The organism is Pseudomonas kuykendallii, from assembly GCF_900106975.1.
GTDB lineage: Bacteria > Pseudomonadota > Gammaproteobacteria > Pseudomonadales > Pseudomonadaceae > Pseudomonas_O > Pseudomonas_O kuykendallii.
Window position 1 is genome coordinate 433,073 of the sequence record NZ_FNNU01000002.1, and the last position, 23,460, is coordinate 456,532.

At 67.4% G+C, this 23,460-nt stretch carries 22 protein-coding genes; 6 read left to right on the plus strand and 16 right to left on the minus strand.

Going from position 1 to position 23,460, the window contains the following annotated elements:
* Nucleotides 1–16 precede the first annotated feature (16 nt).
* From arfA to leuS, 4 genes are all read right to left on the minus strand, one after another.
* The gene (arfA, locus tag BLV15_RS07190) at nucleotides 17–178 is read right to left on the minus strand and encodes an alternative ribosome rescue factor ArfA (RefSeq protein ID WP_090225975.1); all 162 of its coding nucleotides are present in this window, start codon (nucleotides 176–178) and stop codon (nucleotides 17–19) included.
* Between the two features lie 63 nt (nucleotides 179–241).
* Entirely contained in the window at nucleotides 242–1,279 is a 1,038-nt protein-coding gene (gene holA / locus BLV15_RS07195; protein ID WP_090225978.1) for a DNA polymerase III subunit delta, read from the minus strand.
* Nucleotides 1,280–1,316: 37 nt separating this feature from the next.
* Nucleotides 1,317–1,928 (minus strand): LPS-assembly lipoprotein LptE, encoded by a 612-nt coding sequence (locus BLV15_RS07200; RefSeq protein ID WP_090225981.1) that lies wholly within the window; start codon nucleotides 1,926–1,928, stop codon nucleotides 1,317–1,319.
* 56 nt (nucleotides 1,929–1,984) lie between these two features.
* A complete protein-coding gene (gene leuS, locus BLV15_RS07205) occupies nucleotides 1,985–4,591 on the minus strand; it encodes a leucine--tRNA ligase (RefSeq protein WP_090225982.1) in 2,607 nt (868 codons plus the stop codon).
* A 293-nt stretch (nucleotides 4,592–4,884) separates the two neighbouring features.
* Here leuS and BLV15_RS07210 point away from each other — a divergent pair, with 293 nt between their 5' ends.
* Entirely contained in the window at nucleotides 4,885–5,187 is a 303-nt protein-coding gene (locus tag BLV15_RS07210) for a hypothetical protein (RefSeq protein WP_090225984.1), read from the plus strand.
* A 25-nt stretch (nucleotides 5,188–5,212) separates the two neighbouring features.
* The gene (locus BLV15_RS07215; protein ID WP_090225986.1) at nucleotides 5,213–5,986 is read left to right on the plus strand and encodes a YdcF family protein; all 774 of its coding nucleotides are present in this window, start codon (nucleotides 5,213–5,215) and stop codon (nucleotides 5,984–5,986) included.
* Between the two features lie 37 nt (nucleotides 5,987–6,023).
* Here BLV15_RS07215 and lnt read toward each other — a convergent pair whose 3' ends face one another.
* From lnt to miaB, 5 genes are all read right to left on the minus strand, one after another.
* Nucleotides 6,024–7,544: an apolipoprotein N-acyltransferase gene (gene lnt, locus BLV15_RS07220; RefSeq protein ID WP_090225989.1), complete on the minus strand. Its 1,521-nt coding sequence runs from the start codon at nucleotides 7,542–7,544 to the stop codon at nucleotides 6,024–6,026.
* Nucleotides 7,545–7,684: 140 nt separating this feature from the next.
* Nucleotides 7,685–8,524 (minus strand): CorC family transporter, encoded by an 840-nt coding sequence (locus tag BLV15_RS07225; RefSeq protein WP_090225992.1) that lies wholly within the window; start codon nucleotides 8,522–8,524, stop codon nucleotides 7,685–7,687.
* 10 nt (nucleotides 8,525–8,534) lie between these two features.
* Nucleotides 8,535–9,008 (minus strand): rRNA maturation RNase YbeY, encoded by a 474-nt coding sequence (gene ybeY / locus BLV15_RS07230; RefSeq protein WP_090225994.1) that lies wholly within the window; start codon nucleotides 9,006–9,008, stop codon nucleotides 8,535–8,537.
* Entirely contained in the window at nucleotides 9,001–10,026 is a 1,026-nt protein-coding gene (locus BLV15_RS07235; protein WP_090225997.1) for a PhoH family protein, read from the minus strand. Before BLV15_RS07235 ends, ybeY begins: the two co-directional genes overlap by 8 nt.
* Before the next feature lie 147 nt (nucleotides 10,027–10,173).
* The gene (gene miaB / locus BLV15_RS07240; protein ID WP_090226000.1) at nucleotides 10,174–11,514 is read right to left on the minus strand and encodes a tRNA (N6-isopentenyl adenosine(37)-C2)-methylthiotransferase MiaB; all 1,341 of its coding nucleotides are present in this window, start codon (nucleotides 11,512–11,514) and stop codon (nucleotides 10,174–10,176) included.
* A 169-nt stretch (nucleotides 11,515–11,683) separates the two neighbouring features.
* Between miaB and BLV15_RS07245 the strand changes: the two genes are divergently transcribed.
* Nucleotides 11,684–12,010 (plus strand): DUF1820 family protein, encoded by a 327-nt coding sequence (locus BLV15_RS07245; RefSeq protein ID WP_090226002.1) that lies wholly within the window; start codon nucleotides 11,684–11,686, stop codon nucleotides 12,008–12,010.
* 33 nt (nucleotides 12,011–12,043) lie between these two features.
* On the opposite strand, the gene BLV15_RS07250 is transcribed toward BLV15_RS07245, so the two are convergent.
* From BLV15_RS07250 to BLV15_RS07265, 4 genes are all read right to left on the minus strand, one after another.
* Nucleotides 12,044–12,595: a tetratricopeptide repeat protein gene (locus BLV15_RS07250; RefSeq protein WP_090226004.1), complete on the minus strand. Its 552-nt coding sequence runs from the start codon at nucleotides 12,593–12,595 to the stop codon at nucleotides 12,044–12,046.
* Nucleotides 12,596–12,711: 116 nt separating this feature from the next.
* Entirely contained in the window at nucleotides 12,712–14,001 is a 1,290-nt protein-coding gene (hemL, locus tag BLV15_RS07255) for a glutamate-1-semialdehyde 2,1-aminomutase (RefSeq protein WP_090226007.1), read from the minus strand.
* 56 nt (nucleotides 14,002–14,057) lie between these two features.
* Nucleotides 14,058–14,687, minus strand: coding sequence for a thiamine phosphate synthase (thiE, locus tag BLV15_RS07260; protein ID WP_090226009.1), 630 nt, complete (start codon nucleotides 14,685–14,687; stop codon nucleotides 14,058–14,060).
* Nucleotides 14,688–14,697: 10 nt separating this feature from the next.
* Nucleotides 14,698–15,492: a hydroxymethylpyrimidine/phosphomethylpyrimidine kinase gene (locus BLV15_RS07265; protein WP_090226012.1), complete on the minus strand. Its 795-nt coding sequence runs from the start codon at nucleotides 15,490–15,492 to the stop codon at nucleotides 14,698–14,700.
* 188 nt (nucleotides 15,493–15,680) lie between these two features.
* On the opposite strand from BLV15_RS07265, the gene BLV15_RS07270 reads away from it, so the two are divergent.
* The 3 genes from BLV15_RS07270 (at nucleotide 15,681) to BLV15_RS07280 (ending at nucleotide 20,502) form a co-directional block, all read left to right on the plus strand.
* Nucleotides 15,681–18,101: a 7TM diverse intracellular signaling domain-containing protein gene (locus BLV15_RS07270; protein ID WP_090226015.1), complete on the plus strand. Its 2,421-nt coding sequence runs from the start codon at nucleotides 15,681–15,683 to the stop codon at nucleotides 18,099–18,101.
* A 98-nt stretch (nucleotides 18,102–18,199) separates the two neighbouring features.
* Complete coding sequence (locus tag BLV15_RS07275) at nucleotides 18,200–18,841, plus strand: TetR/AcrR family transcriptional regulator (RefSeq protein WP_090226020.1); 642 nt, start codon at nucleotides 18,200–18,202, stop codon at nucleotides 18,839–18,841.
* Nucleotides 18,838–20,502 (plus strand): acyl-CoA dehydrogenase family protein, encoded by a 1,665-nt coding sequence (locus tag BLV15_RS07280; protein ID WP_090226023.1) that lies wholly within the window; start codon nucleotides 18,838–18,840, stop codon nucleotides 20,500–20,502. The genes BLV15_RS07275 and BLV15_RS07280 overlap by 4 nt, the downstream gene beginning before the upstream one ends.
* Nucleotides 20,503–20,530: 28 nt before the next feature.
* On the opposite strand, the gene BLV15_RS07285 is transcribed toward BLV15_RS07280, so the two are convergent.
* Genes BLV15_RS07285 through BLV15_RS07295 form a run of 3 tightly spaced genes read right to left on the minus strand, consistent with a single transcriptional unit; the run spans nucleotide 20,531 to nucleotide 23,459 of the window.
* Nucleotides 20,531–21,271, minus strand: a complete 741-nt coding sequence (locus tag BLV15_RS07285; protein WP_090226025.1) for an amino acid ABC transporter ATP-binding protein — start codon at nucleotides 21,269–21,271, stop codon at nucleotides 20,531–20,533.
* Nucleotides 21,268–22,773 carry an argininosuccinate lyase gene (gene argH, locus BLV15_RS07290; RefSeq protein ID WP_245728148.1) on the minus strand — a complete coding sequence of 502 codons (1,506 nt, stop codon included), beginning with the start codon at nucleotides 22,771–22,773 and terminating at the stop codon, nucleotides 21,268–21,270. The genes BLV15_RS07285 and argH overlap by 4 nt, the downstream gene beginning before the upstream one ends.
* A complete protein-coding gene (locus tag BLV15_RS07295) occupies nucleotides 22,770–23,459 on the minus strand; it encodes an amino acid ABC transporter permease (protein ID WP_090226027.1) in 690 nt (229 codons plus the stop codon). The genes argH and BLV15_RS07295 overlap by 4 nt, the downstream gene beginning before the upstream one ends.
* Between the last annotated feature and the right edge of the window lies 1 nt (nucleotide 23,460).

The window sequence follows — 23,460 nt, forward strand, 5'->3', positions numbered from 1 at the left end:
ATGGCCGCCGGCTTTTTTAAGCCGCCAGAAGGACCGAAGCCTCTCCGTTGTATGACGGAGAGGCTTCGCGGCGGTAGCTGCCTTTGCCTTTTCTCGGGACTTCCTGGCGGCAGCGGAACAGCGGTTGCGCGATCAGGGATTTGGCCTTGTTCGGCCGCGATTTGGCTTTTCTGGACATGCCGATACTCCTGCGAAAGGGCGGCGCGCATGGTGCGCCCGAGCGGCATGGAAGTCCAGATGCTCAGTGGCTGGGAAGGCTCAGCCGCTTGCCGGAAAGTTGCAGGCAGAGCAGCGCCAGGCCGTTCCACGGCGAGCCCTCGGCCTGGCCCTTGATCTGCGCGTCGATGCGCTGGGCGTCGCCCAGCAACTGTTGCCAGCGCGCTGCGGAGTGCCGTTGCAGGGCGCGGGTCATCAGCGGTTTGCGCTTGTCCCAGACCGGCGGTCGTGCCTGGCTGAAGGCGCGGTCGAGCGGGATGCCCTGGGCCTGCTGGCGTGACAGGTTGGCCAGCAGGCGCAGCTCGCGGGCCATCGCCCAGAGGATCACCGGGGTTTCCACGCCCTCGCCACGCAGGCCTTCGAGCATGCGCAGGGCGTGCGCGGATTCGCCGTTGAGGGCGGCGTCGATCAGCCCGAAGACGTCGAAGCGGGCGCTGTCGGCCACGGCGGCCTGCACGGTCTCGACGTCGATCTGCTCGCCCTCGGCGATCAGCTTGAGTTTCTCGATCTCCTGAGCGGCGGCGAGCAGGTTGCCCTCCACCCGCGCGGCGATCAGCTCCACCGCTTCCTGGCTGGCGCTCAGGCCGGCCTGCGCCAGGCGCTGGCGAATCCATTGCGGCAACTGCGCGGCGTCCACTGGCCAGATCTGCACGAACTGCGCCTGTGGACCTTCGATGATGGCCTTGGCCCATTTGGTCTTCTGCGTGCTGCCATCGAGCTTGGGCAGGCTGACCAGCAGCAGGGTGTCTTCGGCGGGGCGGCCCAGGTATTCGATCAGCGCGGCGGCGCCCTTGTCACCCGGCTTGCCGGAGGGAATGCGCAGCTCGATCAGGCGCCGTTCGGCGAACAGCGAGAGGCTGGCGCCGGCTTCGTAGAGCAGGCCCCAGTCGAAATTGGTGTCGGCATGGAACACCTGGCGTTCGCCGAAGGCTTCGCGGCGCGCGGCGGCGCGGATCGCATCGCAGGCTTCCTGGCACAGCAGCGGATCGTCGCCGCTGACCACGTACACCGGGGCGAGGCTGCCCTGCAGGTGCTTGCCGAGTTGGGCGACGTTGAGTTTCATCGGAAGGGAATCGGGCCGCCGAGGCGGCCCGTGACGATCACTTGGTCGGGATCGGCAGTTCGATCGGCGACTGCTGCGGCACCGCGGCGCGCGCGCGGCGCTCGGCTTCCGCCGCTTCGGCTTCGGCGCGGGCACGAGCTTCGGCGGCTTCCTGCAGCTGGGCCAGGCGATCCGGGCTGAGCAGTTGCAGGCGCAGGGCCAGTTGCTGAACCAGTTCGCGGGTCATCTCGGCGCGCAGTTGCTGGCCTTCCTGGCTGGAGCCGATCAGGTTGTTCTGGTCGTGCACGTAGGTCTGCTGGACTTCGACGCTGTCCTCGAGCAGGACGAGGTCTTTCCCGGCGCGGATCTGGTAGTGAAGGGTGCGGCTGATTTCGTACTCGGCACTGCGCGCGGAGCTGGTGTAGCTGGCGGTGCGCTGCTTCTCTTCCTCGCGGGCGATGATCAGCTTGTAGGGCGCGCCCTGGTAGACCTTCACGTCGCTGCGTTCCAGCAGGGCGGTGAGCTGCTTGGCGACTTCGCCGTAGGCATCGCGCGCCTGCAGGTCGAGTTCCTTGAGGGCGAACTGGGTTTCGCCGGTGCCGCGCAGCTGGAAGCCGCAGGCACTCAGGAGCAAGGTCAGGCCGACGAGCAGCAGGTTCCGTTTGAGCATTTCTTCTATCCCCTTGGCAGGCATTCCGGCGCCTTCTGGTCGGCGCCGGATGGTGTTCAGTTGGCGACGATGTTGACCAATTTACCCGGAACCACGATCACCTTGCGGATCGTCAGCCCTTCGGTGAAGCGCAGGACGTTCTCGTTCTGCCGCGCCGCCGCTTCGATTTCCTCGCGACCGGCGCTGGCCGGCATCTCGATCTGTCCGCGCAGCTTGCCGTTGACCTGGATGACCAGTTGCAGGCTGTCCTGAACCAGAGCGGACTCGTCCAGTTCCGGCCATTTCGCGTCGATCACCGCGCCATCGTGGCCCAGCCGGTTCCAGAGTTCATGGCAGATGTGCGGCGTGATTGGCGCCAGCAGCAGGGTCACGGTCTCGAGGCCTTCGTGCAGCAGCGCGCGATCCTGGCCGCTGTCCTGGGCGGCTTTTTCCAGCACGTTCATCAGCGTCATCACCTGGGCGATGGCGGTGTTGAATTTGTGATGCTGGCCGACGTCCTGGCTGGCCTGGCGGATCGCCAGGTGAATGGCGCGGCGGACCTCCTTCTGCGCGTCGTTCAGGCTGGCCACATCCAGCGCGCCCGGCAGACCGCCGGTGACGTGCGCGTGGGCCAGGCGCCAGACGCGGCGCAGGAAGCGGCTGGCGCCTTCGACACCGGAGTCGGACCATTCCAGGCTCATGTCCGGCGGCGAGGCGAACATCATGAACAGGCGACAGGTGTCGGCACCGTAGGCATCGATCATCGATTGCGGATCGACGCCGTTGTTCTTCGACTTGGACATCTTCTCGACGCCGCCGATTTCCACCGGCTGGCCGTCGCTCTTCAGTTTGGCGCCGATGACCTTGGCCTTGGCATCGCGCTCGACTTCGACGTCGGCCGGGTTGAACCAGTCCTTGCCGCCGTTGGCGAGCACGCGGTAGTAGGTCTCGGCGACTACCATGCCCTGGGTCAGCAGGTTCTCGAACGGCTCGCTGGAGTCGATCAGGCCCTGGTCGCGCATCAGTTTGTGGAAGAAGCGCGCGTAGAGCAGGTGCAGGATGGCGTGCTCGATGCCGCCGATGTACTGGTCGACCGGCAGCCAGTAGTTGGCTTCTTCCTTGTCCAGCATGCCGCCGGTGAAGTTCGGCGAGGCATAGCGGGCGAAGTACCAGGACGACTCGACGAAGGTGTCCATCGTGTCGGTTTCGCGGCGCGCCGGCTTGCCGGTGCGCGGGTCGGTGGTTTCGTAGAACGAGGGCAGGCGCGCCAGCGGCGAACCGGCGCCGTCCGGCACCACGTCTTCGGGCAGCACGACCGGGAGCATGTCGGCCGGCACCGGGATGTCGTCGCCGTCTTCGCTGTGGATGATCGGGATCGGGCAGCCCCAGTAGCGCTGGCGGCTGATGCCCCAATCGCGCAGGCGGAACTGCGTGCGCGCCTGGCCCAGGCCCTTGTCGCGAAGGGCGACTTCGATGGCATCGAAGGCACCGGCGAAGTCGAGCCCGTCGAAGGCCCCGGAATTGATCAGTTGGCCGTGCTCGCCGTAGGCGTCCTGCCAGGGCGCTGGCGTTTCATCGCCGGCCGAGGTGCGCACCACCGGCTTGATCGGCAGACCGTACTTGCTGGCGAACTCGAAGTCGCGCTCGTCGTGCGCGGGGACCGCCATCACCGCGCCGTCGCCGTAATGCATCAGCACGTAGTTGGCGACCCACACCGGGAGCAGCTCGCCGGTCAGCGGGTGCTGTACGCGCAGGCGGGTGGCGTAGCCTTTCTTTTCCTGGGTGGCGATATCGGCCTCGGCCACGCCGCCGCGTTTGCATTCGTCGATGAACGCCTGCAGCTCGGCATCGCCCTGGGCGGCCAGGGTCGCCAGCGGGTGCTCGGCGGCGACCGCGACGTAGGTGGCGCCCATCAGCGTGTCGGCGCGGGTGGTGAAGACCTTCAGCGCGCCTTCGCTGCCGATGCTGGCGACGTCGTAGGGGAAGCTGACTTCCATGCCGCGCGACTTGCCGATCCAGTTGCGCTGCATGGTCTTGACCTGTTCCGGCCAGCCGGGAAGGTCGTCGAGGCTGCTCAGCAGTTCATCCGCGTATGCGGTGATCTTGAAGTAGTACATCGGGATTTCGCGCTTCTCGATCAGCGCGCCCGAGCGCCAGCCGCGGCCGTCGATGACCTGCTCGTTGGCCAGGACGGTCTGGTCGACCGGGTCCCAGTTCACCGTGCCGTTCTTGCGGTAGATGATCCCTTTCTCGAACAGCTGGGTGAACAGCCACTGCTCCCAGCGGTAGTAGTCCGGCTTGCAGGTGGTGACTTCGCGCGACCAGTCGATCGCCAGACCCAGGCTCTTCAGCTGGGTCTTCATGTAGGCGATGTTGTCGTAGGTCCACTGCGCCGGCGCGACGTTGTTCTTCATCGCCGCGTTCTCGGCCGGCATGCCGAAGGCGTCCCAGCCCATCGGCTGCAGCACGTTCTTGCCCTGCATGCGCTGGTAGCGGGCGATCACGTCGCCGATGGTGTAGTTGCGCACGTGCCCCATGTGCAGCTTGCCGCTGGGGTAGGGGAACATCGACAGGCAGTAGAACTTCTCCTGGCCGGGCTTCATGGTGGCGAGGAAGGACTGGTTCTGATCCCAGAAGGATTGCGCGGCGGCTTCGATTTCGCGGGGCTGATACTGTTCGTGCATGGCTACTGGCGCTGGAGATGAGGGCGGGGAGCCGGTTTCCGATCGACGGCGAAGGGGTCCGGGCAGAGCATGAAAAACGACCCGCGGGAGGCGTCCAATCCGTTTTTCGGCGTACCTGGCCTGCGCACTTTTCGATACCGAACAGGCTCTTGCAGGAAACGCCGTAGCATACATGACCGGCCTTGACCGTGGGAAACCCAGATTGCCCGTCCGCCTGTCGCCAGGTTGGTGCAGTGGGCGGGCGGCACCTAGACTTTCACGGTGGATGCCAATGTCCGGTACCGGGAGGCATGATGGCTACGCAACACGACGGTGACATCTACGCGCATCTGCTGCAGCGTATCGCGCTGGCGCTGGAAGGGGCGGAAACCGACCGCGCCTTCCGCAATCACAGCTCGGTCGAGCTGGAGATCAGCGGGCTGTCGGGGACCGAGCTGGCGCTGATTCAGGCCTATCTGCAGCACGACCCCGAACTGCATGGCGGCCTGTCCGAGGGGCTCGCCGCCGCGTCTGGCCAGGAGGGAGGCGATCCGCGTTTCCCGCGCGCGCCCGGGCAAGCTCCCGGCCCGCTTTCGCCGCGCGTGCTTCCCCGTTAGGCTGCGGGCACCCAGGAGGTGCCCGATGTCGATCCGCTACATCTTCAAACAACTGCTGATGCCGCCAGGCGGCCTGTTGCTGCTGTTGCTGCTCGGCTGGTACCTGCGCCGGCGCGCTCCGCGGCTGTCGGCGCTGTGCCTGTTGCTCGGCTTCGGCGGGCTCTGGGTCATGAGCCTGCCCGTCACGGTAGAGAAGGGCGCGCAGTGGCTGGAACGTCACGAGCAGCCGTTGGCGGAAGCCGACTGGCCGGCGCTGGCGCAGCAGGCCGAGGTGATCGTTGTGCTGGGCGCCGGGCAGGTGCCGGACGACCCGGCCTGGGGTGGCGTCGCCCAGCCGGCGCCGATGGCCATCGAACGCATGCGCTACGCCGCGCGACTGGCGAGAGCCTCGAAGCTGCCTCTGCTGACGTCCGGTGGCTCGCCCTACGGCCAGCCGCTCAGCGAGGCGCAGATGATGGCCGACTCGCTCGCCCGGGACTTCGGCACGCCGGTGCGCTGGCAGGAACCGGCCAGCCGCACCACCTGGGAAAACGCGCTGTTCACCGCGAAACTGCTCCGCGAGCAGGGCATCACCCGAGTGGTGCTGGTGACCCAGGCCTGGCACATGCCTCGCGCGCGCTGGAGTTTCGAGCAGCAGGGCTTGCAGGTGATCGGCGCGCCCTCCGGTTTCCTTGGGATGCCGAACGGACGCCCGACCGGAGGTTGGCTGCCGGAAGGCGCCGCGGTGTGGCAAAGCGGGCAATTGCTCAACGAAGCCATCGGCCTGCTGGCCTACCCGCTGGCCTACGGTCGCCCATGAACGGATCGCCGCGGCGCCTACCGGTGATCCGTCAGCTTTAGAGCGTCTTCGCCCAGCGGCTGGCCAGCAGCGCCCAGCCGAACAACAGGCCGCAGAGGATCATCATGGGCCAGGCACGCCAGCGCAGGTACGGCGTCAGGCCCTGCATCGGTGTCACTTCGCCGTACATCACGACCTGCTGGAATTGCGGGACCTGCTCGGTAATGCGGCCGAACGGATCGATCAGCGCGCTGACCCCGTTGTTGGTCGCGCGGATCATCCAGCGGCCGGCTTCCAGGGCGCGCATCCGGGCCATCTGCAGGTGCTGCAGCGGGCCGATGGAACGGCCGAACCAGGTGTCGTTGCTCACCGTGAGCAGCAGGTCGCTACGGGCGGCGAGGCCCGCGGCGAATTCCGGATAGACCACCTCGTAGCAGATGTATGGGGCGATCCTGTAACCCTTGGCCTGCAGCAGTGCCTGGTCGGCCGGGCCGCGGGCGAAGTCCGACATCGGCAGGTCGAAGAAGGCGATCAGCCCGCGTAGCAGGTCCTGCAGCGGCACGTATTCGCCGAACGGCACCAGCTTCTGTTTCAGGTAGGTGCCTTCGCCCTGGCCGACCACGGTGATGCCGTTGTAGTAGCGCAGCTCGCCGCGTTGATTGGCCTGGCGCACCGGCACGCCGGTGATCAGTGCGCTGCGGCGTTCATCGGCGAAGCGGCCCATGCTCTGCAGGTAGGGCTCGGCATAATCCTTGACCACCGGCACTGCGGTTTCCGGCCAGACCAGCAGGTCCACCGGACGGGCTCCTACGCTGAGGTCGCGGTACAGCTTGAGCTGGGCGTTGAGGTGTTCGCGGTCCCACTTCATCTCCTGGGCGACGTTGCCCTGTACCGCCGCCACCTGCAGCGGGGTACCCATGGCGAGGGTCCAGGCGTGGCCCTTGAGCAGCACGCCGACCAGCCAGGGCGCCAGCAACAACGCCAGGGCGCCAGCGAAGAACGCCCGGCGTTCGCGCAGGCGCGGCAGGTTGACCAGCAGCGCGGCGCTCAGCGCCAGGACGAAGGACAGCAGCCAGACGCCGCCCAGCGGCGCCAGCCCGGCCAGCGGGCCTTCCAGCTGGGTATAGCCGGCGTACAGCCAGGGGAAGCCGGTGAGGAACCAGCCGCGAAAGGCTTCCTGGGCCAGCCACAGCGCGGCGAAGGCCAGCGCATCGGCCAGCGGCGCTTCGCTGCGGCGCAACCAGCGCGCCCAGAGCCAGGCGGGAAGCGCGAAGAACAGCGCCACGCAGGCCGAGAAACCCAGCGTGAGGAGCCCGGCCAGCGGCACGGAGGCGGCGCCGTAGTCGTGGATGCTGACGTAGATCCAGCCGGTGCCGGCCAGGTACAGGCCGAGGCCGAAACACCAGCCGCGGCGGAACGCGGCGTTGGCCGTCAGGTCGCGCAGGCCGAGGTAGAACAGGCCGATGCAGAGCAGCTGCAGGGGCCAGAAATCGAACGGGGCAAACGCCAGCGGGGTGAGGGCGCCCGCGGCCAGGGCCAGCAGGTTGCCCGGCCAGCCGGGGCGTGTGATCCAGCGCATCGTGAGTCCTTGAACGTAAATTCAGGCGGGCAAGGGTACTGGAAGCGGGAAGGGGGAGAAAGCGCGGGTACGGCGGCGCCGGTGTGCCGCTGGCGGGATGGGTCCGGCACCTCGACTCATCCCCGCCAGGGCGGGAGGGCTCAGCGCTCCAGCGGCGTCAGGCGCAGCAGGTGGATGCGCCGGCTATCGGCATTGAGGATGCGGAAACGGAAGGCGCCGATCTCGGTGATCTCGTTGCGCTTGGGGAGATGGCCGAAGGCGTTCATCACCAGGCCGCCGACGGTGTCGAACTCGTCGTCGGAGAAGGCGCTGTGGAAGCACTCGTTGAAGTTCTCGATCGGTGTCAGTGCCTTGATCAGGAAGTCGCCGCTGGGCAACGGCTTGATGTAGCTATCTTCCTCGACGTCGTGCTCGTCCTCGATGTCGCCGACGATCTGCTCCAGCACGTCCTCGATGGTCACCAGGCCGGCGACGCCGCCGTATTCGTCGATTACCACCGCCATGTGGTTGTGGTTGGCGCGGAATTCCTTGAGCAGCACGTTGAGGCGCTTGGATTCGGGAACGAAGGTGGCCGGGCGCAGCATGTCGCGGACGTTGAAGGTCTCGCGGTCCGGCTTGAGGATCAGCGGCAGCAGGTCCTTGGCCAGCAGGATGCCGACCACGTCGTCGAGGGTCTCGCCGACCACCGGGTAGCGCGAGTGGGCCGCCTCGATGATCGCCGGGAGGAATTCTTCGGGAGACTGGTTGGCGCGGATGCTGATCACCTGGGAGCGCGGCACCATGATGTCGCGAACCTGCAGGTCGGCGACCTGGATCGCGCCCTCGACGATGGACAGCGCCTCGCTGTCGAGCAGGTTGTTCTGGTGGGCTTCGCGCAGGAGTTCAAGCAGTTCCTGGCGATTCTTCGGTTCATGGACAAAGGCCTGGGTGATTTTCTCCAACCAGGATCTGTGTCCATTGCTCGATCGGTCTTCGCTCATTTTTCCTTGCTCAGTTTTCATCGCCGGCATAAGGGTCGGGATGACCCAGCTCGGCGAGCAATTCTCGTTCCAACGATTCCATTTCCTCGGCCTCGTCGTCTTCCAGGTGGTCATAGCCCAGCAGGTGCAGGCAACCGTGGATCACCAGGTGCGCCCAGTGGGCGTCGAGCGCCTTGCCCTGTTCGGCGGCCTCGCGCTCGACCACCGGCACGCAGATCACCAGGTCGCCGAGTAGCGGTATATCCAGCAGCGGTTCGCCGCCCGGACCTTCGGGGACGTCGGCGGGAAAGGACAGGACGTTGGTCGCGTAATCCTTGTGCCGCCAGGTGGCGTTGAGTTCGCGGCCCTCGTCCTCGTCGACCAGGCGGATGGTCAGCTCGGAGTCGGCGGTGCGCTGGCGCAGCGCCAGTTCGCACCAGCGGCGCAGCGCCGCCTCGTCGGGAACAGCGCCCTGGCTGGCGTTCTGCAGGTCGAGTTCAAGCATCGTCGGCGCGGGCACCCGGGTCGTTGTCGTCGCGTTGCAGCGGCGCCTGCTGGCGCTGCTCGAAGCGGTCGTAGGCTTCGACGATGCGTTGCACCAGCGGGTGGCGCACGACGTCCTTGGAGATGAAGTGGGTGAAGCTGATGCCCGGCACGTCGCGCAGCACCTCGATCACGTGGGTCAGCCCGGACTTGGTACCGCGCGGCAGGTCGACCTGGGTGATGTCGCCGGTGATCACCGCGGTGGAGCCGAAACCGATGCGGGTGAGGAACATCTTCATCTGTTCCAGCGTGGTGTTCTGGCTCTCGTCGAGGATGATGAAGCTGTTGTTAAGCGTGCGTCCGCGCATGTAGGCAAGCGGGGCGATCTCGATCACCTGCTTCTCGATGAGCTTGGCCACGGTCTCGAAGCCGAGCATCTCGTAGAGCGCGTCGTACAGCGGGCGCAGGTAGGGATCGATCTTCTGCGCCAGGTCACCGGGCAGGAAGCCGAGCTTCTCGCCGGCTTCCACCGCCGGACGCACCAACAGGATGCGTCGCACCTGTTCGCGTTCCAGCGCGTCCACCGCGCAGGCCACGGCGAGGTAGGTCTTGCCGGTGCCGGCCGGGCCGATGCCGAAGTTGATGTCGTTGTCCAGGATCGAACGCACGTAGCGCTGCTGGTTGGCACCGCGCGGTTTGATCATGCCCTTCTTGGTGCGCAGCGCGACGCTGGAGGCGTTCTGCGCGCTGGGGTTGACCAGCTCGTCCATCCCCGACTCCTGCAGGAACAGGTGGACCATGTCCGGCGACAGCTCGCTGCTCTGGGTCTCGCGGTAGAGGCGGCGCAGCAGGTTTTCCGCGGCGCGGGCGCGCTCGCTGTTACCGACGATCTCGAACTGGTTGCCGCGGTTGCGGATTTCCAGAGCGAGGCGCTGTTCGATCAGCCGCAAGTGCTCGTCGAACTGTCCGCAGAGGTTGGCGAAGCGGCGCGCTTCAAAGGGTTCGAGGGTAAAACGATGGGGTTCGGTGGGAGCGTTCAATGTCTTTTTATGGCCGCCGGAGGCAGTGAAAGGTGGAAGAAAGGATAACCCCATGCGGGCGAGGGTGAAAGCCGCCGCCCGGCCGTGCATCGGGCCGGCGGCACGACGGCGATGCACGGCCGCCGCGCCGCTTCGCAGCGTCGGGCGTCAGTGAACGGTACTTTCGATCAGGCTCCCGCGCAGCGAATGCGGCAGCGCGTCGTCGATGTGCACGTCGACGAACTGGCCGATCAGCCGCGGGTTGGCGCTGCGGAAGTTGACGATGCGGTTGTTCTCGGTACGCCCCTGAAGCATGCCCGGGTCCTTCTTCGAGAAGTCGCTGACGAGGATGCGCTGGGTGCTGCCAACCATCCGCCGGCTGATCTCGAAGCCCTGCTGGCTGATCCGCGTCTGCAGGATCGACAGGCGCTGCTTCTTCACTTCGTCGGGCGTGTCGTCGGGCAGATCGGCGGCCGGCGTGCCGGGGCGCGCGCTGTAGATGAAGGAGAAGGAGAAGTCGAAACCGACGTCCTGAACCAGTTTCATGGTCTGCTCGAAGTCCTTCTCGGTCTCGCCGGGGAAACCGATGATGAAGTCCGAGCTGATGCAGATGTCCGGCACCGCGGCGCGCAGCTTGCGGATGCGCGACTTGTATTCCAGCGCGGTGTGGTTGCGCTTCATCGCCGCGAGGATGCGATCCGAGCCCGCCTGCACCGGCAGGTGGACGAACTTCACCAGCTCCGGCACTTCGGCATGGGCGGCGATCAGCGCGTCGGAGAATTCCAGCGGGTGCGAGGTGGTGTAGCGGATGCGCTCGATGCCCTCGACCTCGGCGACCACGCGGATCAGTTCGGCGAAGTCGGCGATTCGCCCGTCATGGGTCTCGCCGCGATAGCCGTTGACGTTCTGCCCCAGCAGGGTGACTTCGCGCACGCCGTGCTCGGCGAGGTGGATGACTTCGGCGAGCACGTCGTCGAACGGCCGGCTGACTTCCTCGCCGCGGGTGTAGGGCACCACGCAGAAGGTGCAGTACTTGCTGCAGCCTTCCATGATCGAGACGAAGGCGCTGGGGCCGTCGATGCGCGGCTCGGGCAGGCGGTCGAACTTCTCGATCTCGGGGAAGGAGATGTCCACCTGCGGCGTGCGCGTGCTGCGCGCGGCATCGATCATTTCCGGCAGCCGGTGCAGCGTCTGCGGGCCGAACACCACGTCGACATAGGGCGCGCGGTCGCGGATCGCCGCGCCCTCCTGGCTGGCCACGCAGCCGCCGACGCCGATCACCAGGCCGGGGTTCTCCAGTTTCAGCTCGCGCCAGCGGCCGAGCTGGGAGAACACCTTGTCCTGCGCCTTCTCGCGGATCGAACAGGTGTTGAGCAGGATCACGTCGGCTTCGGCGGGGTTCGCCGTGACTTCCAGGGCCTCGTGCTCGCCCAGCAGGTCGACCATGCGCGAGCTGTCGTACTCGTTCATCTGGCAACCGTGGGTTTCGATATAGAGCTTCTTGGTCATGGCAACGTCAGGGTGGTTAAAAAATGACCGGCGATTATAAGGGCGCCGCCGTGATCAGGCTACAGCGCGGCGGAAGGCGAGGCGGCGTTCGATTTCGCCGCGCCAGTCGGGCGGGCCGGCTGTGCTACCATGCGCGCCCCGTTTCTCCTCCCCGAGCCGCCCCGTCAGCATGAGCAAGCGCGATACCCCGATCTACAAGGTGATTTTCCTCAACCAGGGCCAGGTGTACGAGATGTACGCCAAGCAGATCTTCCAGAGCGATCTCTGGGGTTTCCTGGAAATCGAGGAATTCGTCTTCGGCGAACGCACTCAGGTGGTCGTCGACCCCAGCGAAGAAAAGCTCAAGGCGCAGTTCGAGGGCGTGGTGCGCAGCTTCGTGCCGATGCACGCGATCGTCCGCATCGACGAAGTGGAGCGTCTCGGTACGCCGAAGATCAGCGAAGCGAAGGGCGGCGGCAACGTGATGCCGTTCCCCATGCCGATGCCGGACAAGTAAGCGACCGTTCGAGGGCGCCCGCCGCGCGGCGGGCTATGGAAGCGGCGCGAACGGCGAATTGGCGCCGTCGACCGTCTGCAGGTCGGTGAGGTAGTTGCGGAAGATCTGCCCGAGCACCTGGGTGGCGATGTCCAGCTCGTCGCGACGCATCTGCGCGGCGACCAGGTCGGCGGTATCCAGCGCTTCGTCCGAACCGTTCACCGCCGCCATCTTCAGCACGATGAACGCCTGCATGTTGTTCGCCGGCACGCCTTCGCCGCGGAAGAACATGCCGCCCAGACGCAGCTGCGCGTTGGCGTGGCCCTTGAGCGACGCCTGCTCGAACCAGTTGAGTGCCTGCTTGAGGTCGCGCGGGGCGCGCTGGCCGTCGTAGTAATACTCGCCGAGTTCGAACTGCGCTTCGCTGTCGCCGCTCTGCGCCGCCTGCTGGCAGGCCGCGAGGGCTTCGGGCATGTCTTCCGGCGCGGTGTTCAGCGAGCAGCGCCCGTTGGCCGGGATCAGCAGGGAGTTGCCCCCCGCCGTGACCAGCGCGGGAAGCAGAAGCAGCAGGCAGCCCAGGATTCGGCTGCGGCCGGTGCGGTTCATGCGAGTCGAAACGCCTCAGAAACAGAGACGGGCCCATGCCCGGCCGACAAGCGTGTCGGCACGTTCATTATGGAATAACCCGTAGCTCGCTTACAAAGCCTTTACCCGCTTTTGTGTCAGCTTTTCTTCAATTCGGCGAAGGCGCGTTCGGCGGCGTCGAGGGTGATCTTCAGCTCCGCATCGCCATGGGCGATCGACGTGAAGCCGGCCTCGAACGCGCTGGGCGCCAGGTACACGCCGCCGTCGAGCATCAGGTGGAAGAAGCGCTTGAAGCGTTCGACGTCGCTGCCCATCACGTCGTCGAAGGTGACGATGTCGTCGGCGCCGCTGAAGTACAGGCCGAACATGCCGCCGGCCTGGGTGGTGACGAAGGGAATGCCGGCCGCATCGGCGCGGTCCTGCAGGCCCTGCAGCATGCGGCTGGTGTAGTCGCTCAGCTCGGCGTGGAAGCCTTCGCGCTGGATCAGCCGCAGGGTGGTCAGGCCGGCGGCCATCGCCAGCGGATTACCGGACAGCGTGCCGGCCTGGTACACCGGGCCGAGCGGGGCGATGCGCTGCATGATCGCGCGCTTGCCGCCGAAGCAGCCGACCGGCATGCCGCCACCGATGATCTTGCCGAAGGTGGTCAGGTCCGGAACGATGCCGTAGTGCGCCTGGGCGCCGCCGAGGGCGACACGGAAGCCGGTCATCACTTCGTCGAAGATCAGCACCACGCCGTGCTCGTCGCACAGCTCGCGCAGGCCTTCGAGGAAGCCGGGTGCCGGCGGCACGCAGTTCATGTTGCCGGCGACCGGTTCGACGATGATGCAGGCGACCTCCTGGCCGACCTCGGCAAGCATCGTCTTCACCGCTTCGATGTCGTTGAACGGCAGGGTCAGCGTGTGTTTGGCGAAGGCTGCCGGAACGCCCGCCGAACTCGGTACGCCCTGGGTCAGCAGGCCGGAGCCGGCTTTCACCAGCAGGCTGTCGGAGTGGCCGTGGTAGCAGCCTTCGAACTTGATGATGCTGTCGCGGCCGGTGAAGCCACGTGCCAGGCGGATCGCGCTCATGGTGGCCTCGGTCCCGGAGCTGACCATGCGGACCATCTCCATCGACGGCACCAGGCGGCAGACGAGGTCGGCCATCTCGGTTTCCATGGCGGTCGGCGCGCCGTAGGAGAGGCCGTGCTCGAGCTGCCTGCGCACCGCGTCGAGCACGTCCGGATGGCTGTGGCCGAGGATCATCGGCCCCCAGGAGCCGACGTAGTCGACGTAGCGCTTGTCGTCCTCGTCGATCACGTAGGCGCCGGCGGCGTGCTTGAAGAACAGTGGGGTGCCGCCGACGCTCCGGAAGGCGCGGACCGGCGAATTGACGCCGCCGGGGATGTGTTTCTGGGCGTTGGCGAACAGGGTTTCGGAGCGGGACATGCGGGGGCCTCTCGGAGGTCGGCGGGCGGATCAGCGTCGCTCATCCGCCGAAATGGTCAGGGGGTTGCGAACAAGGCACTGAAGGCGTGGGCGCGACGCTCGACTTCCGCGGCGTTTTCGGCGCTGAACAGGGCGTGGATCACCGCCACCAAGCTGGCGCCATGGGCGATCAGCGAGGGGGCGTTGTCGAGGGTCACGCCGCCGATGGCGACGATCGGCAGGCCGGCGAGCTGACGGGCCTGGGCCAGCAGCTCGAGGCTGGCAGCCGGTGCGCCCGGCTTGGTATTGGAATCGAAGAAACGACCAAAGGCGACGTAGCTGGCGCCTTCGCGGATGGCCTGCTCGGCGAGGTCGAGGCGCGCATGGCAGGTCGCGCCGATGATCGCCTTGCGGCCGAGCAGGGCACGCGCCGCGGCCAGGGAACCGTCGCCCTGGCCGAGGTGCAGGCCGACGCCCAGGCGTGCGGCGAGCTCGGCGTCGTCGTTGATGATCAGTTGCGCGCCGTGGCGGGCGCAGAGTTCGCGCAGCGCCTCGGCTTCGCGCAGGCGGCGGGCGTCGTCGCTGGATTTGTCACGGTACTGCAGCAGTCGTGCGCCGCCCTTGAGCGCCGCTTCGACGTAGGGCAGCAATTTGCCGCCCGCGAGCAACTGGCTGTCGGTGATGGCGTAGAGGCCGCGCAGTTTCATGACGGCCGGCTCACGAGCAGAAATCCAGCGGCAGGCGACGCGGCACGTACTGGCCCTTGCCCGGCGCCTCGGCGTCGCGCAGCGTGCGCCAGGTGTAGCTCAGCGCCGTCTGCACCGCGCTGGCGAGGTCTTCGCCAAGGGCCAGGCGCCCGGCCAGCGCGCTGGCGAGGGTGCAGCCGGAGCCGTGGTAGCTGCCCGGCAGGCGCTCGCAGGTGAAGCTGTGGCGGGCGCCGTCGCGGGAATAGAGGCGGTTGTGCACCTGCTGCTCGTCGCCATGACCTCCGGTGATCAGCAGATGACGGCAATAGGGCAGGAGCTTCTCGGCACACTCGTCGGCGCTGCCGTCGGGCAGCTCGGCGAGGATGCGCGCTTCGGGGAGGTTGGGCGTGGCGATGGCGGCGATCGGCAGCAGCCGCTCGCGCATCGCGAAGCCGACGTCGTCCTTGCCCAGGGTTCCGCCGCCGCCTGCGCGCAGCACCGGGTCGCAGACGAGCGGCACGCCCGGCAGCGAGCGCATCACTTCGAGGACGGTTTCGACCATCTCCACCGAGCCGAGCATGCCCAGCTTGACCGCGGCGACCGGCAGGTCCGCGATCACCGCATGCGCCTGGGCGAGCACCCATTCGCGGTCGAGCACGCGAAAATCGACGACATCGACGGTGCTCTGCACGGTCAGCGCAGTGACGGTTGGGGCGGCGTGGCAGCCTTGCGCGAGCAGGGCTTCGATGTCGGCCTGCAGGCCGGCACCACCACTGGGGTCATGCCCGGAGAGGCAGAGGACAACGGGGCGAGAGGGCATATTCATGGTGCGCGAGCTTATCACTAAACGCTCGCCTGAGGACCTCCAGGCGGCTGCCGCGACAGGGGCCAGTGCCCGCGCGCGGGCCTGCGCCGTCGGCGGCGGACTGGTACAGTTCGCCGCTTTCTCACCCGATCGGCCGGCTGCGCTCCTCCAGAAAGCGCTTCTGTCACCGGCCGTTTTGTGCAGGACGTATGCGGCAACTCCTTCTCTCCATCCTTTGCCTGTTGCCGAGCCTGGCAGCGGCGATCAGCTTCGACGAACGAACCGAGAATGTCCCGCTGGGACGCGCGATGGCGGTCTTCGAGGACCCGCGCGGCGAGGTCGGCATCGAAGAGATCAGCTCGTCCGCCTTCGACGGCAAATTCCGCGCGCATGACCAGGACGTGCTCAACGCCGGTTATTCGCATTCGGCGTTCTGGCTGCGCGTGGACCTGGACTACCGGCCGCACGGTGCCGGCGATGGGCGCGACTGGCTGCTGGAACTGGCCTATCCGCCGCTCGACGACCTGCAGTTCTACCTGGCCGACGCCGAGGGGCGCTACCGGCTGGTGCGGCACACGGGCGACGGCCTGCCGTTCGCCAGCCGCGAGCTGAAGCAGAACAACTATCTGTTCCGCCTCGGCCTGCAGCCCGGTCAGCCCGTGCGCGTCTACCTGCGGCTGAAAAGCGAGGGTTCGATCCAGGCGCCGCTGACGCTGTGGGCGCCGCATGCCTATCTCGAAGGCCAGACCGGCCGCGTCTACATGCTTGGAATCATCTACGGCGTGCTGCTGGTGATGCTCTTCTACAACCTGTTCATCTTCCTCAGCGTCCGCGACGTAAGCTACCTCTACTACATCCTCTACATCGCTTCGTTCGGCCTCTATCAGGTATCGGTGAATGGCGCCGGCATCCAGTATCTCTGGCCGGACAACCCCTGGTGGGCGAATGCGTCCACGCCGTTCTTCATCGGTGCCACGGCGCTGTTCGGCAGCCAGTTCGCCCGGCGTTTCCTGCGTATCGGGCAGTACTCGCTGCCGCTCGATCGGTTGCTGCGCGTGCTCATGGTCAGCGCCGCGCTGGTCATGCTGCTGTCGCTGTGCAGCAGCTACGCCATCGCCTTGCGCCTGGCCACGCTGTTGGCGCTGGCGTTCACCGTCACGGTGTTCGCCGCCGGCGTGCTGGCCTGGGCGCGCGGGATGCAGGTGGCGCGCTATTTCACCCTGGCCTGGAGCGCCTTCCTCGGCGGCGGACTGATCAACACGCTGATGGTGCTCGGCTACCTGCCCAACGTCTTCTTCACCATGTACGCCAGCCAGATCGGTTCGGCGCTGGAGGTCGGCCTGCTGTCGCTGGCCCTGGCCGACCGGATCAACGCGCTGAAGGAGGAGCGCACCGGCATCCTGCAGGCGGCCGAGCGGAAACTGCAGGCGCTCAACGCCGAGCTGGCGGCGGGCAATCGCCTCAAGGACGAATTCCTCGCCACCCTGACCCATGAGCTGCGCACGCCGATGAACGGCGTGATCGGTTCGCTGGACCTGTTGCAGACCATGCCGCTGGACACCGAATCGGCGCTTTACCGCAAGACCGCGGCCGATTCGGCGCGCGCGCTGCTGGGCATGATCGATGACCTGCTGGCACTCACCGAGCTGCAGGCCGGGCGCCTGCGCGCCGTGCGCGAGCCGTTCAGCCTCGGCGGGCTGCTCGAGGCGCTGCGCGGCAGCTACGCGGCGCGTGCCGAGGACAAGGGCCTGCGCTTTTCCCTCGAGCGTCAGCCTGGCCTCGAAGAGGTGCTCGAGGGCGACGCGCAGAAGATCGCCCAGTGCCTCGGCCACCTGCTGGACAACGCGATCAAGTTCACTGTACGCGGCGGCGTGGTGCTGCGCGTGGCGCGCGAAAGCGACGCCGCGGGCCACCTGAGCTTCGTCGTCAGCGACAGCGGGATCGGCTTCGTCACGCCAGCCGATGGCTCGTTGTACCAGCATTTCAAGCAGCTCGACGGATCGCTGACCCGCACCCACGGCGGCCTGGGCATCGGCCTGGCGTTGTGCCGCCAGCTCGCCGGACTGCTCGGCGGCGAACTGCGCCACCAGTCCTTGCCGGGCCGCGGCAGCCGCTTCGAGCTGAGGCTGCCGCTGGCGTCCGGCGTCCGTCACACGACCGGCACGGCAGCCGGCGCCGTCGCGCCGCGGCGCCCGGCCGACTGCCGGGTATTGCTGGTGGAAGAGGACACGGTCAGCCGCCTGGTGTCGCGCGGCATGCTGCTCAAGCTGGGCTACCAGGTATTCACCGTCGACAACGGCGAGCAGGCCTTCGAGCTGCTCGCGCTGGAGCCGGTGGATGCGCTGCTGATCGATTGCGCCGCCCCCGGCGATGACGCCTATGCCACCTGTCGGCGCCTGCGCCAGCGGTCGGAGTACGCCGGGCTGGTGCTGCTGGGCATGGTCGGCGCGCCGCAGGCCGCTGCCCGCGAGCATTGCCTGGCGGCGGGGATGGACGATTGCCTGGGCAAACCGATGCGCTTCGAGGAGCTGCAGCGGCTTCTTCGCCGCGCGCTGCTCAACCGAACCAACCGGGTGCGGTCAGAAGAACAATCGGCCGGCGGCGACGCCCTCTGCCGTACGTCGGGATGAACGCCTTGGCGGAGTAAGGCCTGCGCTTTGGCCGATTTCCCGCTTTCGCAAACATCTGAACGTTGGTTCACTTCTTGTGAAGCAATCGGGAGCCACCCATGGCCTACCGCACCACCCCCGCCCGCATGGATCGCGATGAGCAACTGCGCCAGCGCATTCTCGACTGCGCCCTGAGCCGGGTGGCCGGCGGCGGTTTCGCCAGCCTGACCATGGTCGCCCTGGCCGACGACGTCGGCATCGCCACCGGCAGCCTGTACCGCCATTTCCACAGCAAGGGCGAGCTGGCGGCGGAGGTGTTCGCCAGCGCCAGCGGCCGCGAGGTCGAGGCGCTGCGCGAGGTGTTGAGGGGCGACGGCGATCCGGCGACACGCCTGGCGCGCGGCGTCCGGCAGTTCGCCGCGCGGGCCTGGAGCAGCCGTTCGCTGGCCTTCGCCTTGATCGCCGAGCCGGTAGAGGCGGAGGTGGACGAGCAACGCCTGCTCTACCGCGAAGCCTATGGCGAGCTGTTCTGCGAGCTGCTGGAGGAAGGCGCGGCTCAGGGCGCGTTCCAGGTCGCGCAACCGCGAGTGATCGCCGCGTGCCTGGTGGGCGCGATTGCCGAATCGCTGGTCGGTCCGCTGTCGCCGCCCGCCTGGGCGGCGCGCGAGGCCGGTCGGCCGTCCGTTGAACTGGCCGTGGTCAGCGATGCCCTGACCACTTTCTGTCTGCGCGCTGTCGGCGCCAAGGAGCCCCATCCGTGAATTCCCCTCAGTCCGCGTTCAGTGCCCTCGGCGAAACCCACGAGGTCTTCAACCAGGTGCCGCCGCTGGACGGCGCCAACCTCTACCGCGTCGACCTGCCGTTACAGGAGTGGGTGCACCGCTTCCAGGGCGGCTGGGCCGAGGACCGTCTGCAGGCATACGGCGCGCTGGCCGGCGGGCCGCTGATGGCGGCGGGTTTCCTCGCCAACGAGAACAAGCCGGTGTTCAAGAGCCATGACCGCTATGGCCAGCGCATCGACCTAGTGGAATTCCATCCGGCCTACCACGAGCTGATGCGCACGGCCATCGAGCACGGCATCCCGTCGCTGCCCTGGACCGACCCGCGCGCCGGCGCCCACGTGGCGCGGGCCGGGCTGAGTTACCTGCACTCGCAGGCAGAGTCCGGCAGCGGCTGTCCGCTGACCATGACCTTCGCCAGCGTGCCGGCGCTGCAACTGCAGCCGGACATCGCCGCGCAGTGGCTGCCGCGCGTCCTCGCCAGCGAATACGACCCGCGCAACCTGCCGATGGAGCGCAAGGCCGGCGTCACCCTCGGCATGGCGATGACCGAGAAGCAGGGCGGTACCGACGTGCGCGCCAACACCACCCGCGCCCACGCCCTCGGTGCCGGCGGGCCGGGCCAGGCCTACGAGTTGGTCGGCCACAAGTGGTTCTGCTCGGCGCCGATGTGCGACGCCTTCCTGACCCTGGCCTACACCGACAAGGGCCTGACCTGCTTCCTGCTGCCGCGCCACCGCCCGGACGGCACGCGCAACGCCTTCTACATCCAGCGTCTGAAGAACAAGCTGGGCAACTGGTCGAACGCCTCCAGCGAAGTGGAATACCGCGGCGCGCTGGCCTGGATGATCGGCGAGGAAGGCCGCGGCGTGCCGACCATCATCGAGATGGTCGGGATGACCCGCTTCGATTGCATGGTCGGTTCCAGCGCCCTGATGCGCCAGGCGCTGAGCCAGGCCACGCACCACTGCGCGCACCGTCAGGTCGGCGGCCGCCTGCTCGCCGAACAGCCGCTGATGCGCAACGTGCTGGCCGACCTCGCCCTGGAAAGCGAAGCCGCGCTGGCGCTGAGCCTGCGCATGGGGCACGCGCTGGACAACGCCGACGATGCCCAGGAGGCGACCTTCGCCCGCCTGGTCACCGCGGTCGGCAAGTACTGGATCTGCAAGCGCGCGCCGGGAATGATCGCCGAAGCCTCGGAGTGCCTGGGCGGCGCCGGTTACGTCGAGGAAACCATCCTGCCGCGGCTGTACCGCGAGGCACCGGTCAACTCGATCTGGGAAGGCTCCGGCAACGTGCAGTGCCTGGACGTGCTGCGCGCGCTGTCGAAAGAGGCCGGGGTGCTCGACGCGCTGTTCGCCGAACTCGGCGATGGCCACGGCGATGCCCGCCTGCGCGCGCACATCGAGCGCCTGGCGAAGAACTTCCGCGACACCGACGACATCCAGTACCGCGCCCGCCAGCTCACCGAGGACGTGGCCATCGGCCTGCAGGCCAAACTGCTGCTGGAGGCCGGCAACGCCGTGGTCTCCGACGCTTTCATCGCCAGCCGTCTGGGCGACGGCGGCCGCGAATACGGCACCCTGCCACGCGGCGTGGATAGCGAGGCGCTGCTGGCGCGCAGCACCCCGCATCTGTTCTGAATGTGGCGGACGTTTCGCCCGCGAGACGTCAGTGCAGGACGCTGTGGAGGAACTGCTGCGTGCGGGCTTCCTTCGGCGCGGTGAACATCTGCGAAGGCGGCCCCATTTCGACGATGCGGCCGTCCGCGAAGAACACCACCCGATCCGCCACTTCGCGGGCGAAGCCCATCTCGTGGGTCACCACGATCATGGTCATGCCTTCCGCGGCCAGGCCCTTCATCACGTTGAGCACGTCGCCGACGGTCTCCGGGTCGAGCGCCGAGGTCGGCTCGTCGAACAACAGCAGGCGCGGCTTCATCGCCAGCGCGCGGACGATGGCCACGCGCTGCTGCTGGCCGCCGGAAAGCTCCGACGGGTAGCCGTCGGCCTTGTGCTGCAGGCCCACCCGCTCCAGCAACGCCAGCGCCTCGCGCTCGGCATCCGCGCGCGACGCCCGCTTGAGCTTGACCGGCGCGAGCGTCATGTTCGCCAGCACCGTCATGTGCGGAAACAGGGTGTAGTCCTGGAACACCATGCCGACGTCCTCGCGCAGGCGGGCCAGCGCCCTGCGGTTTCCCGCCTGGATCGATTCGCCGCCGTCGATGACGACGGTGCCGGCGGTAGGCTCTTCGAGGCTGTTCAGGCAGCGGATGAAGGTCGACTTCCCCGAGCCGCTGGGGCCGATGATCACCACCACCTCGCCCTCGCTGACGTCCAGGTCGACGCCTTTGACCACCTCGTGCTCCCCGAAGTGCTTGTGCAGGTCACGCACGGTGAGCATCGGCTTCATAGGCCGGCCTGCGCCCGGGTCGCCGCCTGCAGCCGCTCATGGGCCGCCGCCAGGCGGTCGCGGCGGGCCTGGTTGGCCTGGCGCTCCAGCTCGACGCGTTGATTGGCGCGGATCAGGCTGGGCTCCAGCGAGAGCAGCGAGGGGCCGCCAGCGGAGGTGCGCGCCTGCACGTTGGCGGTGGGGTCGAGGCAGTCGCGCACCTTGTCCGCGGCCAGGTTCAGCGGGTGGCCGAGCTGCTCCAGCGCGCAGACGTCCACCATCGCCGTGTCGATGCGGTGCGCCGGAATCCCCGCGTCCATCGCCAGGCGCACCACGCCGCCGACGACGTGGTGCGCCTCGCGGAACGACAGGTCCGCCTCGCGCACGATCAGGTCGGCCAGGGCGGTGGCGGTGGAGAAGTCCTCGCCGGCCCGTTGCACCCCCAGTCGCGCGTTCGGCGTCGCCGTGCGCAGCACCAGATCGAGCAGCTTCAGGCAGCGCAGGCTCTCTTCCGCCGCCTCCCAGAAGCTGCGGGTGCCTTCGCGGTTGGCGTCGCCGGTGTGGGAAAAGTTGCTGCCCTTGATGGTGGTGCTGGCGCCCATCAGCAGGCCGACGATGTGCCCGCTGCGACCCTTGAGGTATTCCAGGACGGTCGGGTTCTTCTTCTGCGGCATGATGCTGGAGGTCGCCGCGACGCTGTCGGGGAAGTCGATCAGGCTGAACTCGTGGGTGCTCCAGACGAAGTAGTCCTGCGCCACGCGGCTCCAGAACACCGACAGCAGGCTCAGGTGGGACAGGCTTTCGAGAATGAAATCGCGGGAGCCCACGGCGTCCAGGGCGTTGTCCAGATAACCGTCGAAGCCCAGCAGCTCGGCGGTGCGCGCCCGGTCTATCGCGAACGGAGTGCCGGCGAAGGCGGCGGCGCCCAGCGGGCTCTGGTTCATCGATTCGAGGGTCTGGGTCAGTCGCCGGCAATCGCGCTCCAGCGCCTGCTCGACCGCCGACAGGTAGAACCCGTAGGTGATCGGCTGGGCCGGCTGCAGGTGGGTGTAGCCCGGCATCACCACGCTGGCGAACGCCTCGGCCCTTTCCAGCGCGGTCTGGCGTACCTGGATCAGCGCGTCGATGAGGTCCATCAGGACTTCCCGGCAACGCAGGCGGTCCAGGGTCGCGAGCATGTCGTTGCGGCTGCGCCCGGTGTGCAGGCGGCCGCCGATGTCGGCGCCGATCTGCTCGATCAGGTGCGCCTCGTAATTGAAATAGGCGTCCTCGCGGGAGGGGTCGAGGGTCACCGCGGCCGGCCCGGCCGCCTCCATGTCCAGCACGCCCCTGGCCAGCACTGCCGCATGTTCTTCGCGAATCAGGCCGCGCTCGGCGAGCATGACGATGTGCGCCTTGTTGACGTCGCCCAGATTGGCGAAGCCGTCGGCGAAACCTTCCAGGCGCGGCCGGTAGATGTACTCGTTGACCTCCGGGGCGGTGGCTTCCTTCAGGCGCCGACTGACTTTGGATTCTTGCATCATGAAACCCCCTGGTTTTTGGTACGCATCGCCGGGCGGCCCAGGCGGCGTTCGAGATAGCGGCTGAGCCAGCTCAGCGACGAACAGATGACGAAATAAACCAGCAGGACGCCGCCGTAGACGGTGAACGCCGGGCTGACGCCGGTCATCACCGTGGCGCGTTCGATGATGATCTGGCCGACCTTGAGGAACTCGCTGACCCCCACCAGGGCGCCAAGCGAGGTGGCCTGGACGAGCATCGTCAGCAGGCCGGTGTAGGCCGGCAGGATCGCCCGCATCGACTGCGGGGCGATCACGTGCAGGTAGATCTGCCAGGGCCGCAGCCCCAGCGTCCAGGCGCTCTTCCACTGGTGGCGGGGCACCGATTCGAGGCCGCCGCGGACGATTTCGATACCGTTGGCGCTGCCCCACAGGGTCAGCCCGGTGGTGACGGCGGCGAACGGGCTCAGGTCCAGGCCCAGCATCGGCGCGCCGAAGAAGATGAAGAACACGTTGACGATCAGCGGGATCGAGCGGAACAGCTCGACGTAGGCATGGATGAGCGTGCGCAGCACGCGGTTGCGCAGGGTTGCCAGTACGCCGAACACCGACGAAATCAGGGTGGTGAACAGCAGGACCACCAGCGCCAGGCGCAGCGTCATCCATAAACCTTTGGAGACGAACCCCCAGTTCTCGATGAGGATGTTCATG

Excerpts from the sequence above, each read along its gene's own strand:
- BLV15_RS07295 (WP_090226027.1), bottom strand. The coding sequence starts at position 23,459 with ATGAACATCCTCATCGAGAACTGGGGGTTCGTCTCCAAAGGTTTATGG.
- holA (WP_090225978.1), bottom strand. The coding sequence starts at position 1,279 with ATGAAACTCAACGTCGCCCAACTCGGCAAGCACCTGCAGGGCAGCCTC.
- BLV15_RS07265 (WP_090226012.1), bottom strand. The coding sequence starts at position 15,492 with ATGAATATGCCCTCTCGCCCCGTTGTCCTCTGCCTCTCCGGGCATGAC.
- BLV15_RS07200 (WP_090225981.1), bottom strand. The coding sequence starts at position 1,928 with ATGCTCAAACGGAACCTGCTGCTCGTCGGCCTGACCTTGCTCCTGAGT.
- ybeY (WP_090225994.1), bottom strand. The coding sequence starts at position 9,008 with ATGCTTGAACTCGACCTGCAGAACGCCAGCCAGGGCGCTGTTCCCGAC.
- thiE (WP_090226009.1), bottom strand. The coding sequence starts at position 14,687 with ATGAAACTGCGCGGCCTCTACGCCATCACCGACAGCCAGTTGCTCGCG.
- miaB (WP_090226000.1), bottom strand. The coding sequence starts at position 11,514 with ATGACCAAGAAGCTCTATATCGAAACCCACGGTTGCCAGATGAACGAG.
- lnt (WP_090225989.1), bottom strand. The coding sequence starts at position 7,544 with ATGCGCTGGATCACACGCCCCGGCTGGCCGGGCAACCTGCTGGCCCTG.
- BLV15_RS07215 (WP_090225986.1), top strand. The coding sequence starts at position 5,213 with ATGTCGATCCGCTACATCTTCAAACAACTGCTGATGCCGCCAGGCGGC.
- arfA (WP_090225975.1), bottom strand. The coding sequence starts at position 178 with ATGTCCAGAAAAGCCAAATCGCGGCCGAACAAGGCCAAATCCCTGATC.
- leuS (WP_090225982.1), bottom strand. The coding sequence starts at position 4,591 with ATGCACGAACAGTATCAGCCCCGCGAAATCGAAGCCGCCGCGCAATCC.
- BLV15_RS07245 (WP_090226002.1), top strand. The coding sequence starts at position 11,684 with ATGAGCAAGCGCGATACCCCGATCTACAAGGTGATTTTCCTCAACCAG.
- BLV15_RS07285 (WP_090226025.1), bottom strand. The coding sequence starts at position 21,271 with ATGAAGCCGATGCTCACCGTGCGTGACCTGCACAAGCACTTCGGGGAG.
- BLV15_RS07250 (WP_090226004.1), bottom strand. The coding sequence starts at position 12,595 with ATGAACCGCACCGGCCGCAGCCGAATCCTGGGCTGCCTGCTGCTTCTG.
- hemL (WP_090226007.1), bottom strand. The coding sequence starts at position 14,001 with ATGTCCCGCTCCGAAACCCTGTTCGCCAACGCCCAGAAACACATCCCC.
- argH (WP_245728148.1), bottom strand. The coding sequence starts at position 22,773 with ATGATGCAAGAATCCAAAGTCAGTCGGCGCCTGAAGGAAGCCACCGCC.
- BLV15_RS07270 (WP_090226015.1), top strand. The coding sequence starts at position 15,681 with ATGCGGCAACTCCTTCTCTCCATCCTTTGCCTGTTGCCGAGCCTGGCA.
- BLV15_RS07225 (WP_090225992.1), bottom strand. The coding sequence starts at position 8,524 with ATGAGCGAAGACCGATCGAGCAATGGACACAGATCCTGGTTGGAGAAA.
- BLV15_RS07210 (WP_090225984.1), top strand. The coding sequence starts at position 4,885 with ATGGCTACGCAACACGACGGTGACATCTACGCGCATCTGCTGCAGCGT.
- BLV15_RS07275 (WP_090226020.1), top strand. The coding sequence starts at position 18,200 with ATGGCCTACCGCACCACCCCCGCCCGCATGGATCGCGATGAGCAACTG.